The 12754-nt window shown below is 52.0% G+C and carries 13 protein-coding genes and 1 pseudogene; 8 read left to right on the forward strand and 6 right to left on the reverse strand.

Annotated elements, in window-relative coordinates; genetic code table 11:
- Positions 1 to 124: 124 nt before the first annotated feature.
- The 5 genes from tumA (at position 125) to QQ91_RS20025 (ending at position 4955) form a co-directional block, all read left to right on the forward strand.
- Positions 125 to 346 (forward strand): antitoxin TumA, encoded by a 222-nt coding sequence (gene tumA / locus QQ91_RS20005; protein ID WP_166283474.1) that lies wholly within the window; start codon positions 125 to 127, stop codon positions 344 to 346.
- A 118-nt stretch (positions 347 to 464) separates the two neighbouring features.
- Entirely contained in the window at positions 465 to 842 is a 378-nt protein-coding gene (locus QQ91_RS20010) for a nucleotidyltransferase family protein (RefSeq protein ID WP_349306876.1), read from the forward strand.
- Positions 829 to 1164 carry a HepT-like ribonuclease domain-containing protein gene (locus QQ91_RS20015; protein ID WP_166283476.1) on the forward strand — a complete coding sequence of 112 codons (336 nt, stop codon included), beginning with the start codon at positions 829 to 831 and terminating at the stop codon, positions 1162 to 1164. Before QQ91_RS20010 ends, QQ91_RS20015 begins: the two co-directional genes overlap by 14 nt.
- A 663-nt stretch (positions 1165 to 1827) precedes the next feature.
- Positions 1828 to 3285: a 3'-5' exonuclease gene (locus tag QQ91_RS20020; protein ID WP_201277511.1), complete on the forward strand. Its 1458-nt coding sequence runs from the start codon at positions 1828 to 1830 to the stop codon at positions 3283 to 3285.
- Positions 3286 to 3413: 128 nt separating this feature from the next.
- Positions 3414 to 4955 carry a DUF4127 family protein gene (locus QQ91_RS20025; RefSeq protein ID WP_166283478.1) on the forward strand — a complete coding sequence of 514 codons (1542 nt, stop codon included), beginning with the start codon at positions 3414 to 3416 and terminating at the stop codon, positions 4953 to 4955.
- Here QQ91_RS20025 and QQ91_RS20030 read toward each other — a convergent pair.
- A complete protein-coding gene (locus QQ91_RS20030; RefSeq protein ID WP_250833423.1) occupies positions 4952 to 5212 on the reverse strand; it encodes a hypothetical protein in 261 nt (86 codons plus the stop codon). The two genes, QQ91_RS20025 and QQ91_RS20030, sit on opposite strands and share 4 nt — an antisense overlap.
- 483 nt (positions 5213 to 5695) lie before the next feature.
- Here QQ91_RS20030 and QQ91_RS20035 point away from each other — a divergent pair, with 483 nt between their 5' ends.
- Complete coding sequence (locus tag QQ91_RS20035) at positions 5696 to 6760, forward strand: hypothetical protein (protein WP_166283482.1); 1065 nt, start codon at positions 5696 to 5698, stop codon at positions 6758 to 6760.
- A gap of 54 nt (positions 6761 to 6814) precedes the next feature.
- Here QQ91_RS20035 and QQ91_RS20040 read toward each other — a convergent pair whose 3' ends face one another.
- The 5 genes from QQ91_RS20040 to QQ91_RS20060 form a co-directional block, all read right to left on the reverse strand.
- The gene (locus QQ91_RS20040; protein WP_166283484.1) at positions 6815 to 7057 is read right to left on the reverse strand and encodes a DUF8620 family protein; all 243 of its coding nucleotides are present in this window, start codon (positions 7055 to 7057) and stop codon (positions 6815 to 6817) included.
- Between the two features lie 66 nt (positions 7058 to 7123).
- Complete coding sequence (locus tag QQ91_RS20045; RefSeq protein WP_166283486.1) at positions 7124 to 7558, reverse strand: tetratricopeptide repeat protein; 435 nt, start codon at positions 7556 to 7558, stop codon at positions 7124 to 7126.
- Positions 7559 to 7680: 122 nt separating this feature from the next.
- Positions 7681 to 8037 (reverse strand): HesB/IscA family protein, encoded by a 357-nt coding sequence (locus QQ91_RS20050; protein ID WP_166283488.1) that lies wholly within the window; start codon positions 8035 to 8037, stop codon positions 7681 to 7683.
- A 214-nt stretch (positions 8038 to 8251) separates the two neighbouring features.
- Positions 8252 to 10780 carry a mannose-1-phosphate guanyltransferase gene (locus QQ91_RS20055; protein ID WP_166283490.1) on the reverse strand — a complete coding sequence of 843 codons (2529 nt, stop codon included), beginning with the start codon at positions 10778 to 10780 and terminating at the stop codon, positions 8252 to 8254.
- 47 nt (positions 10781 to 10827) lie between these two features.
- Positions 10828 to 11568 (reverse strand): DUF561 domain-containing protein, encoded by a 741-nt coding sequence (locus QQ91_RS20060; RefSeq protein ID WP_250833424.1) that lies wholly within the window; start codon positions 11566 to 11568, stop codon positions 10828 to 10830.
- A gap of 80 nt (positions 11569 to 11648) precedes the next feature.
- Here QQ91_RS20060 and QQ91_RS20065 point away from each other — a divergent pair, with 80 nt between their 5' ends.
- Positions 11649 to 11990, forward strand: coding sequence for a histidine triad nucleotide-binding protein (locus QQ91_RS20065; protein WP_166283492.1), 342 nt, complete (start codon positions 11649 to 11651; stop codon positions 11988 to 11990).
- Positions 11991 to 12509: 519 nt separating this feature from the next.
- Positions 12510 to 12754, forward strand: a pseudogene (locus tag QQ91_RS20070) (photosystem II q(b) protein); the annotation flags it as partial.

The following is a 12754-nucleotide window of genomic DNA, read 5'->3' on the forward strand; positions in this document are numbered from 1 at the left end:
TCCACCCGCATTAACCCGCTGATTTTATCCCTCAGCCTATCAATGTGAGCACTCGATTAAGGTGCGATTACCCTGCAAATTTGGGGGTACTGAAGGTCATTGTTATCGGAATAGGAGAAACACTATGGAAAAACAAGTGATTGAATACACCACTCCCCTTGATGCCCTCGTGGCCCTCGTGAAACAACTTAATACCTACGAACATCAATATCAGATTGATTCCGCTGAATTTTTTGCCCAATACAGTCAAGGTCAAACCTCCGATGACGAAGACTTTGTAGACTGGGCCGGAAACTATCAGCACTACCTCGCCCTGCATCAAGAATTAGACCCAGAGGTGGCTTGAAAAGCCTCATCAGACCCTGCATTCACCCCCCTGTCCCCCAATTCTGGGGGGGCTGAAGGTTAATTGGGGGATTGAGAGGGCGCGTGCAATAGGTTGGACACTTCTCAAACAACCTCTCATGGATCTCAACGAAGATGTTCTGGAAGCTCCTAGTATTAGGTCTTTGCTTATGACAGTCGGAATCAACCTAAATCTCAATTTAATTGAATCATTTTGCAAAAAGTGGCAGATTTCCGAATTTTCGTTATTCGGTTCAGTTTTACGCCAAGATTTTCGCCCAGATAGCGATATCGATGTACTGGTTAGTTTTGATCCCCAAGCGCCCTGGACAATCTTAGATCTCGTCACCATGCAACAGGAATTGCAACAACTCGTCCATCGAGATGTGGACTTAATTGAAAAAAAGGCAATCGAAAACAGCGACAACTGGATTCGTCGAGACGAAATTCTTAAAACTGCCCAAGTTATCTATTCGCAAAACAATGAATTCTCGTGATCTAGCTGCACTTTTAGATATTGCACAAGCAGCTCGGCTCTGCCAAGAATTTGTTGCAGGTATGACTCAAGCTGACTTTGCATCTGATCGCAAAACCCAATCCGCTGTCCTCTATCAAATCGCAATTCTGGGCGAAGCGGTTAAACGCCTGCCTCAGGAATTCCGTAGCCAACACCCCGACATTCCCTGGACTGCAATGGCGGGAATGCGAGATAAATTAATCCACGACTACGAAGGAGTTGATGTCGCCAGAGTATGGCTCACCCTTGAATCCAGCATTCCGTCCCTATTGAACTCTATTGAGCCGCTACTGCCAGACTAATGGAATTCCGTATTGCCGATACCTTTACCGATAGCCTCACCAAACTCACGGGGCAAGAGCAAAAAGTTGTCAAAACCACGGCCTTCGACCTGCAACTCGACCCAGCAAATCCGAGTTTGCGATTTCATAAACTCGATCGCGTCAAAGATCCGAACTTTTGGTCTGTCAGCGTCAATATGGATCTGCGCGTGATCGTCCATCGCACCGAAGCCAGCCTGATGCTGTGCTACGTTGACCACCATGACAATGCTTATAACTGGGCCAGTAAACGCAAAATTGCACGGCATCCTAAAACCGGAGCGGCTCAACTGGTCGAGGTTCGAGAAACGATTCAAGAAATAATTATTCCGAAAACCGTTGAAGTCGAAACGCCCAAATCTAAACCTGCCAATCTTTTTAGCCACTTGAGCGAAGAAGAACTGCTCAACTACGGCATTCCACCGGAATGGATACAAGACGTAAAAACTGCCACCGAAGACACCCTGTTTGAAATTGCCGAACATCTGCCCCAGGAAGCTGCTGAAGCCCTCCTAGAACTGGCCACAGGCGGCACGCCTCATCCCCCTGTTACTGCGTCCTCCGATGCAGATCCCTTCGCTCATCCCGATGCCCAGCGGCGCTTTCGAGTCATGGGCAACCAAGAAGAACTCCAGCGTGCCCTGGATGGAATACCCCTGGGAAAAATGGACGGTCTTCCTTCATCCCGCTCAGCGCCACTATGTAGAACGCCAGTACAATGGCCCCGCCCGAATCTCTGGTTCTGCTGGAACCGGAAAAACCATTGTCGCCTTACATCGGGCAGTATTTCTAGCCCGACAAAATCCCGAGGCTCAGATTTTACTGACCACCTTTTCGCAGACCTTGGCGATCGCCCTCCGCCTGAAACTCAAACGACTCATTGGCAACGAGCCTAATATTTTTTCCCGCATTCAGGTGCATTCGATCAAAGGTTTAGCCCAACGCCTTTATCAAGAACAGTTTGAATCGCCCAACATTATTGAAGCGAAAACGCTAAACAGCAAACTCACCCATATTGCCAGCCAAACCGATCACCCCTTTAGTCTGAGTTTTCTGTGGGGAGAGTGGAAAGATGTGGTTGATCCGTGGCAAATTACAACCTGGGATGCCTATCAGTCAGTTCCACGCCTAGGTCGCAAAACCCGACTGGGTAGCAAGCAACGGGAAATACTCTGGTCGATCTTTGCACAACTGATTCAAGACCTGCACCAAAGCCAAGCCATCACCTGGAATCGCGTTTTTAGCACCTTAGCTGATCATCTCAGCACCCAAAAGACCTCACCCTTTGAGTTTGCGATCGCAGATGAGTCCCAAGATTTGGGCATTGCAGAACTAAAATTTTTAGCCGCCCTTGGTCAAGCCCGTCCCGACAGTTTATTTTTTACCGGTGATTTAGGGCAGCGCATTTTTCAACAACCCTTCTCCTGGAAATCTTTGGGGGTCAAAATTCAAGGGCGATCCCATAGCCTCAAAATCAACTATCGCACTTCCCATCAAATTCGTTTGGCAGCTGATCGGCTTTTGCCAGAGCGCATTACCGATGTGGACGGAAACCCAGAGGATCGATCCCACACAATTTCTGTGTTTAACGGCCCCATTCCAAGAATCAAAATCTGTGCAGATGAAGCCGCCGAAATTCAATTTGTCAGCGAGTGGCTGTCCCATTGCTTAAAAGCAGACATAAAAGCCGAAGAAATTGGAGTTTTTGTCCGGAATGAAAGTTTGACGGATCGCGCCATTTCAGCCATTGAAAAGATCGGTTTATCTGCCCTTGCGCTTCATCAGACTGATCCCTATGGCGACGAATCCCTAGATAACTCCATCATTGTCAGCCCAATGCACCTGGCCAAGGGATTGGAGTTTCGGGCTGTGGTCGCCATGGCTTGTGATGATGAGGTCATTCCCCTACAAGAACGAATTGAAACTATTTCGGACGAGGCTGACCTAGAGGAGGTTTACAACACCGAGCGGCACTTGCTGTATGTGGCCTGCACCAGGGCCAGGGATTTATTACTCGTCTGCGGCATCGACCCAGCCTCAGAATTCTTAGACGATTTAGCGTATGTCGAAAAATCCGCTCAAACCCAGACTCAACATCGGTAACAGATCTAGAACTCTTGAAACTGTCCCCGGATAGCCGCATAGCAGCGATATCCAGAACCTTGATTTGACCCATGGTTTGACGCTGAACAGCGTAAGATGAAGGAGGTTTGGGTTGTGGTAATTTTCTCATGAAGCTCGTCTACCTCCCCCTGGATGAACGCCCCTGCAACTTGGTTTATCCCCAAATGATTGCCGAGCTGATTCCTGATCTGAGCTTGGTGGCCCCTACCCCCCATCAGCTTGGGCAAAAAAAACGGCCAGCGAATCCAGATGCCCTGGGGCAATGGTTGACCCAAGCCGTTATGGATTGCCAGATTGCCCTGATCTCCCTTGAAATGCTGGTTTACGGAGGATTGCTCCCCTCCCGTCTCCATCTTCATCCGCAGGACACCTTACTAGAGCGTCTCCACCGCTTGCGATCGCTGAAGCAGCAGGTCCCCCACCTCAGGATCTTCGCCAGTAACCTGATTATGCGCACACCTCACTACAACAGCAGTGAGGAAGAACCCGACTATTACGCCAGCTATGGGGCCGCCATCTTTCGCTGGGGCTGGCTCACCGACCAGTTCGAGCGTGAAGGACTGAGCCCCAAAGAACAGGAGGAACTGCAAGGACTCCAAGCCAGCATCCCCCCAGCCGATCTTGCCGATTACCGCGATCGCCGATCTAAAAACCGGGCCGTCAACCTCGCCGCAATTGATCTCGTGAACGAGGGCACCCTCGATTTTCTAGCCATTCCCCAGGACGATTCTGCCCCCTATGGGTTCACGGCCCAAGACCAGCAGCGGGTCGTTCAAAAAATTAGCCAGCACCGGCTGCAGCGACAGATTCATCTCTATCCGGGCGCTGACGAAGTGGGCTGCACCCTTCTGGCGCGAGCCTATCAGCAACTGCTTGGCCAGCGCCGCAAACTGTATCCCCTGTTTAGCGCCGTTGGCGCTGAGCAAATCATTCCCCTCTACGAGGATCGTCCGCTGGGAGAGAGCTTAAAATCTCATCTCCTGGCAGCGGGGGCACAATGGGCTCCTTCTCCCGACACCGCCGATGCAGTCATTGCCATCAATACTCCCGGCAAAAAAATGCAGGAAGCCTGGGACCAGAAAACCCAGGACATTACCTACAGCAGCTATCGCAACCTGAGGTTCTTTGTGGACCAAATTCAGCAGCTTGTGAACCAGGGAATCCCCGTTGCGATCGCGGATGTGGCCTTTGCCAATGGCGGCGACACCGAACTGGTGCAGCTCTTAGATGATCATCAGATTTGGGACGACCTATTAGCCTATACGGGCTGGAACACAACCTGCAACACCCTCGGCACCACCCTAGCCCTGACCATCCTGGGACTAGATTCCCCCCAAGCCCATGTCATTGCCCATCAGAAGATCTATCATTTGCTAGAGGACTGGGCCTATCAAAGCACTGTGCGGAGCGATGTTGTGCATCAATTCCTGCCAAAGGTGGGCGCTAGCTACTACAACTTTCAAGGGCAAGACGCCCTGATCCATCAAGCCATTGAGCAGCAGCTTTTAAAGCTCTGGAACCAAACCCTTGTCCATAGCTTCCACCCTTGGACCCTCACACGCCTGGCAGTCACCACCCCCTGGCACCGCATGTTTGAAATTGGGATGATCCTGAAGATTGCGGATTCATCCCAATCTCACCATCCCTAACGAGAGCAAGCGGTCGAATCGCTCACCAGCTTGAGTTCCATCAGGGCCGCGCTCAGATCGCTATGGACCAGCTTTAAGACCCCACATTGGTCGGTAATCGCCGACACCTGCCAGCAGCTGTCTTCCCAGGAAATGGATACCCAGTGGCTGAGAGAGGGAGCAATATAGCCGATCCATTCCCAGGTGCCCTTCTCGTCCACAGGCTCCAGGTTAATGGCGCGCAGATCTAACCCGCTATGCAGGATGGCTTGACGCACCGCAGACTCCAAGGGCTCACTCCCGCATGACAAAGAATTGTTTGTGTGAATAACCATAAATTGAACGGCTTTATTACCGAAACTGGATAGTATCAAGGGATGGCGGCAGTTACAGTATTTCGCAACACATTCTTCAAAATTTCTTCAGATTTAAGCCCGTCTTTACCTGATCTTAGACAATTGCTGTGGGCAGCACCTGCCAGCAAGTTGTCTTGCGAAACGAACGGTGTTTAGCCCTGATCTCTCAGGATGGATGGAGGCCTGCTGCGCCAAACCGTATATTATGGTGCCCCAATGGCTACGGAAGGGAAGCCATTGGCGGCCAGGAAGCACACCTAACCGAGGCCCTCCACCCCCATCAGTGCGCCTTTAATCCATTCCGCGTCTTACGATCTTGAGGCGCAGGAGGCCAGAATCTCAAGCAATGGTGCAAAAGATGGCTTACCATGGCAATGTTTCTGGAGGCAGCATCAATCTGGCTTTATGACCTTACCCTTCAACGCAGCGCCAACCCAGGCACGGGTTGATCACTTTTGGCAGCTCTCCGCCAGTTTTGGGATGGAGCGTAATGCTTATCACAACTATCTCAACGAGATCGTGAGCGATCGCTACGCGCTCATTCGCGGGTTGCAGCTGCTGCGCGATGAACTCCAGTTTGCAGCGGAGAGTCCGACGGATATGAAGGCCTGTGGGGCCGATTTGAGCTTGCCGAGTGTGGTGACCACGCTAGCCTATACCAATTGCGGCGATCGCATTCACCAGGGAGAGGCCACCAAGCGCTATCGAGATGTGGTGGCCTCAAGATTTGCGACTCTTTCAGAAATTGGAGAGCTGAAGCTAGAGGCATTTTTTCCCGCAGGGGGCGGCACCGATAACGGCGCTACCCTCGCCCACGTCACGGTGGCCCACGAGTTAGATGAGCACCTGAAGCAAAAGATCTATGCTGGACATCCCGCCTCAATTTCGCTGGTGGCCATTGATCTGAAAACCCACGTCGGGCGACTGCGCGAGCATGGGCAGCAGGTCTACGGTAAAACGAGAGAATCCCCCTGGCGAGAACCAAGAGCGGCCTGCGGCGCCATTGTGGGGGCACTCACCGATTATCATCCGCAAAACTTAATCCATCGTCGCATTCGAGACGATCTGGGATCGCGGAATTTTCAATATCTTTCCAACTATCAAATTTTGACCGATGAAGGGGTAGACATCACAATGGCCGTTGCGGCGGTAATCGTTGCCATTCGAGGCATTCGGAACACGGCAATGGCCCTATCGCAGGAAATGGACGAGCGGGGACTGGCCCATCTGACAGCCAGTACAACGGTGAATCGACCATCGCGCGATGACCTCGTCATTTACCTGGCGCGGGCCACGGTCTTTAATGGCCAGGTGCGCATTCAAAGCTTAGGAACCGATGCAAAGCGCTATGGCGGCAAACTCGTAGAATACGCCGGCGAGCAGCGCCTGCAGCTTCGCTACGCTGACTGGGACTGTGAGAATTTACCTATTGAGGAGACAACCTATCGGGTTCGACCATCGGGACTTTAGACCCGGTTTAGAGACGCACGCAGGGGACCTTTTCGGTCACGTTCAGACCGGCAGTCAGCTTTTTTGAAGTTTCCCCATCACCCAGCTCGATAGACCGCTCACCATGGCTCCAGCCATCAGCAGGCCAATTGCAGGTGTAAACAGCGGATCCCAGAGCCTCATCCACAAATCCAGGCCAAGGGGAACATGGGTGGATTTACCAATGAGGGCTGCCACAAACCAGATAAAGCTGATCAGCACAAAAAAGGTGTTCCACACCAAAAAGGTGTTCAGTCCATTCAAGATCCGTTCTTTCATCAAATTGAAATCCCAGGCAACGGTCAATTCAGTCTGGAGGGTTGAACCCAGAGGGCGGCGCCCAGATCACTCTAAAATCCAGGAACGCACCTTTTTCAGACTGTTCCAGTCCGGCTTTCGCTTCAGACCATCCTGGAAATTGTCTTCCACCTCTTGCTTGAGTTCCGGTACCATCATCATCTGCTGTAGCAGTTCCACCTGATCCCGAACGCCCTTTTGATGAGTTTCTAGCATGGCGATCGCGAGGTTCACCCTGGCCTGGGCATCTTCAGGGTTGAGCTTTACAGCTTTCTGGGCCGACTTGAAGGCCGCATAGGGCTTATCGGCCAGCAACTGCAGCCAGGCCAAACAAGTCCAGGCGGGACTGTTGCGCTTGGCGCGATCGCAAATTTGCTTAAAGAAAGGGATCAGCGTCTGCACGGACTCGCCCTTTTGGTACCGCTCTACACCTTCATCAAATAAAGCTTCAACAGTCTTGGGAGGTTGGGTCGTTTCGGTCATGGCGATGGCTGGCGATGGACAAACTCAAACTAGATCAACTCAATCTGACAACAGCATCTCATATCTTTTGCCCTCTGAGCCTTGGCGTCAGGTTTAAAGTCTGCTTTCGTCAAAATCAGTCCCTAGACAGCAAAGGAGGTTCCACAACCGCAGGTTTGGCTGGCGTTCGGGTTCGTAAACTTAAAGCCACCGCCAATGAGATCCTCACTGTAATCAAGCATCAGACCATAAATGTAGAGCATACTCTTGGGATCAGAAACGACCTGAAAGCCTTCGTAGTCAAAAACCTGATCGGTTTCTTGAATATTCTCAGGATTTTCAAAATCCATCGTATAGGACATCCCAGAACAGCCGCCGCCGCGCACGCCCACACGCAGGCACAAGTCCTTGCCCTGCTTTGCTCGCAGTTCCAGAACATGCTTCAATGCGCTCTCGGTCATTAAAATACCCTTGGCTTGAATTTGGGTGGTTTCAGTCATGGTTGTGTAGGGATCCCGAAAGGGATAAAGCAGTTTACATTGTCATTTTATCGTCAGATTTCCGCAGTGGCGCAGAGACTGCAAAGCGCAGTCCTGGAACTCGGGGGCATCCCAACAGAAAAATGAACCGTTCTCTGCCCATGAGAAACGGTTCATCGGTTAACGATCCCAGCCTGAACAAGCAGCCGCAAGGGACTGGCAGGGCAACTGGGCCTTAGCTATCGTCAGACATCAAGTCTTCTTGAGCCGTAAACTCCTGAATGCGCTGGCGATAGTCCCTCAGCTTTTCATCGGCCCATTCGCGGTCGGAACTGTTGACATAGATGTGCACCTGGGGTTCCCCCGCATCCGGTAAGACCAAAATCCAGCTATCGTTGTGGAGCTCACGGATCTTGACGCCATCAATGAGTTCCAGGGTTTCAGCGGGATGGGTTTCAACCAAATGACGCATGAGAGCGCCCTTTTGGGTCCAGGGACAGCGAACGGTTTGACTCCGATGAAAAATTCGCGGCAGATTGGCCTGGAGTTGACCCAGGGGCTGAGATTGTAAACTCAAAATCTCAATCATCTTGGCAATGGAGAACATGGCGTCAAATCCAGGGTGGAGCTGGGGAAAAATAAATCCCATTTCCGCACTTCCCCCCAGAACCACGCCGGCATTCTCCCGACAGGCCTGCATCAGGGCCGTGGGGTTAGCCTTAGTGCGAATCACAATGGCATCGTGGCGACGGGCAATTTGCTCGATCATGCTAGACACATGCACCGGAACCACAATTGCTCCGCGCGGATTGGCCGTGAGAATAATCTCCGCCATCAAGGCCGTAAGACGCTCACCCTGAATAGCCAGTCCACTTTCATCCACTAAGATGAGCTGCTCGCCATTGGCAGAAACCTGGACGCCAAAATTTGCTTTGAGCGCTTCTACGACGGCGGAAAGTTGAGCGAGCAGTTCCTCCCGTTCTTCCTGGGAGGGAGCCATCTGGCGCAAGCTGGCATTGAGGACCACCACATCACAGTTAAACTTATTTAATAAATTTGGCAAAACTGCCCCTGAAACCGCGTAGACATAGTCAATCACCACCTTGAATCGCCGTTGGCGAACCGCTCCGGCGTTAATGCGCTGATCAAAGCTGTTGGCATAGGAATCTAGAATTTGGCTGGGATAGCCAATGCCGCCAATGTCGCCGATAGAGGCCCGGCGAAAGTCCTCCTTGAAGTAAGCCCCCTCAATTTTCTTTTCCTTGGATTTCGGAATATTGATGCCTTGAGCATCAAAAAACTCGATTAATATATAGTCCGAGCGATCGGGATGAATGCGGACATGGATCCCACCGGCGACCCCCAGCGATCGCGCCACGTATCGCGAAATGGGAATTGCCGTGGCCTCTAGATTTTGGACGTTAACGCCCACGGACATCAAACCGGAAATGAGCGATCTAGAAACCATGCGCGACATGCTGCGCTGATCCCGAGAGACCATCACCTGGGTGCCAGGCTTCAAGGTTGACGCATAGGCCGCCCCAAGCTTGACGGCAAATTCAGGGGTGATATCAATGTTAGCCAACCCGGCAACCCCGCGCTGGCCAAAGAGGTTACGCGGTGCCGTGCTGCCCCAGATCAAGTTAATGTTCAGCGTCGCGCCCGGCTCAATATTTTTACTGGGCCAGACCTTGACGCCCGGACTCACCTGGGCTTCCTCACCCACAATGGATAGAGCACCCACCACGGCGCCCTCCAGCACATGGGCACGGCGATCGACCCGAGCCCCGCGAGAAATCGTACAGGCACGCAGGTGGGCTTCATCGCCAACGACAGCACCGTTCCAGAGAATGGGACGCTTGAGGTTGGCATCGGCACCAATGGTGACATTATCGCCAATGACGGTTCCGGCCTCAATGGTGGCCCTTGGACCGATCCGGCAGTTATCCCCAATCAGGACTGGCGTCTGGAGTTGAGCGCTGGGATCAACAACGGTATTTTTGCCAAGACGTAGCCCCGCTTGAGTCTGCTCAGGATAAGCAAAGTCCACCTGCACCTTGCCCTCTAGCGCGTCGTACTGCGCCTCACGATACGAATCCAGGCTGCCCACATCGCACCAGTATCCCTCAGCAACGTAGCCGTACATGGGGACGCCTTTTTCTAGCAGCAGAGGAAAAAGATCATTGGAAAAATCTTTGGCCTCATGACTGGGAAGGTAGTCCAGCACCTCTGGCTCTAGGATGTACAGCCCTGTATTGACGGTATCTGAGAAGATTTCACTGGTGGAGGGCTTCTCTAGAAATCGACAGATTCGGTTCTCATCGTCGATGATCACCACGCCAAACTCCATCGGACTAGGCACGCGCGTGAGCACCAAGGTGGCTTTGGATTGCTGACGCCGATGAAACTCCAGTGCTGCGGTGAGATCGAAATCGGTGATGCTATCCCCGCTGATCACAATGAAGGTGTCGGGCAGCAGGGCCGAGATGTTTTTTACGCAGCCAGCGGTGCCGAGGGCTTGATCCTCCTCCACTGCATAGGTCATTTGCACTCCAAAATCAGTGCCATCCCGGAAGTAATCACGCATCACATCGGGGAGATAGTAAAGGGTAGCAACAATCTCAGTGATGCCATGGCGCTTGAGCAGATTGACAATGTGCTCCGCAATGGGACGGTTGAGGATTGGAACCATCGGCTTTGGCAGGTCGCAGGTTAAGGGTCTTAACCGGGTACCTTCGCCGCCGGCCATTAGGACAGCTCTCATATAAGTCTCCTGAAATTATTGCCGAGCTGCCCTGGGAGCGTAGAGATTTAATGTGCTCTTACCGGAACAGAGTTAAGCGCCTCCACGAGACTCCGCACAGCAGCAATCATGGCAACTTCACTGTTTAGCTGATTCACCGCTGAGCCAACCCCAATTCCGGATGCGCCTGCTGCGATCGCCAGCGGTGCCGTCACACTGGACAAGCCAGAGGCACACAGAACAGGAACATCAACGGATCGGGAGATTTCGGAGGCGGCTGCCAGGGTGGGAGCCGCCTTTTCAATCAAACCCAGCGTTCCGGGGTGAATCGGACGGCTACTGGTGCCGCCCTCGGTCTGAATCATATCAGCACCTGCCTGAACTAAGTCTGTCGCCAATTGCACCTGCTCATCCAGGGCCAGGGTGTGGGGGACCGTGACCGAAAGGGCAATCTGGGGCAGTTGCGATCGCGTTTGGATCGTCAGATCCAGCACCTCTGCCGCAGAGAATACCCGCCCTTGCCGATAAAAACTGTCAAAGTTGCCAATCTCAACCAGATCGGCCCCGGCAGCCACGCTACGCACGAATTTTTCCGGCTCCACAGCAGAAACACAAATGGGGAGCGCGGTGAGGGTCCGCGCCATCGCCACCAGTTCGGGGTCCGCCGCGATGTCTACAAAGGTCGCGCCACCTAACTCTGCGGCTCTGACGACACTCGCGACACAGGCCGCATCAAAATTATTGAGTCCGCTAATCACCTTGAGGGCAGAGCGCTGAGTAAAGGCGCATTGCAAGGCTGGGTGCATCATAGAGGTCTTTCCTGAAGCTTTGATTCAACTTAGACAATAGTAATATGGACCCGTTAATCTGACGCCAACGATCAACTCCAGTGACAGAAACCATTTTTAGCAAGATCCTACGCCGAGAAATTCCGGCAGAGATTGTCTACGAGGATGAAAAAACCCTTGCCTTTAGAGACATTAATCCCCAGGCTCCGGTTCACATTCTGGTGATTCCCAAACAGGTGATTCCTTCCCTAGCCCATGCCCAGGACACAGATACAGCCCTGCTAGGGGATCTGCTCAATACCGTCCGCAAAGTTGCGATCCAAGAATCCCTAGATCAGGGGTATCGAGTCGTGATTAATACTGGTCCTCAAGGAGGACAAACGGTTCATCACATTCATCTACACCTTCTGGGAGGACGGTCTATGAAATGGCCCCCTGGCTAAGTCAATTGAGAGGAGGGGGCGAGAAGTTCTAAACCCATTGCCCCTGTTCTGGCATTGACCGAAAAACTGGCCCGCTCACCCTCGGGGAGAACATGGATAAAACTGCTAAATATAGCTTTACAATTCACGGCTGCATTCCAGGAGGCCCAGCTGGATCTTGGCGAGAATTTATATAAATTTATTTTTGTTGATTTAACTTTACATTAGGGTGCCGATTGGCTTGATTTTAGGCCCTTTGGAAAGACTCAGACCTTTGCCTCATAAGGATTTAGGCATTCTTTCCTCTGCGCTGAGATGCTAAGGCGGTCCTGGCCCAAGGTCATCTAAAAACGCATTTTGGAGGGGTCGACCCCTGGTTTTTTCAAAGAACTTAGATTAAAAAATAATTAAAGACCATGTTACTTTTTCTCGTTGAGATTTAACATGTCTTTACGGTTGTTTTTGGATCGTTGAAATTTGGATCTTTAAAAAACACCCTACCTTATCTATTCATTTCATTGAATTTGGACTTATCTAATCATGACTTCAGTTCTCCAACAGCGTGAGAGCCGGAATGCATGGGAGCGTTTTTGTAGCTGGATTACCAGCACCTCTAACCGCCTTTACATTGGCTGGTTCGGTGTTCTGATGATCCCTACCCTCCTGACCGCAACGGCCTGCTTCATCATCGCCTTCATCGGTGCCCCCCCTGTGGACATCGATGGCATCCGTGAGCCCGTGGCTGGCTCTCTGATGTATGGCAACAACATCGTATCTGGAGCGGT

This window comes from Lyngbya confervoides BDU141951 (assembly GCF_000817775.3).
Taxonomy (GTDB): Bacteria; Cyanobacteriota; Cyanobacteriia; order Thermosynechococcales; family Thermosynechococcaceae; genus Lyngbya; species Lyngbya confervoides.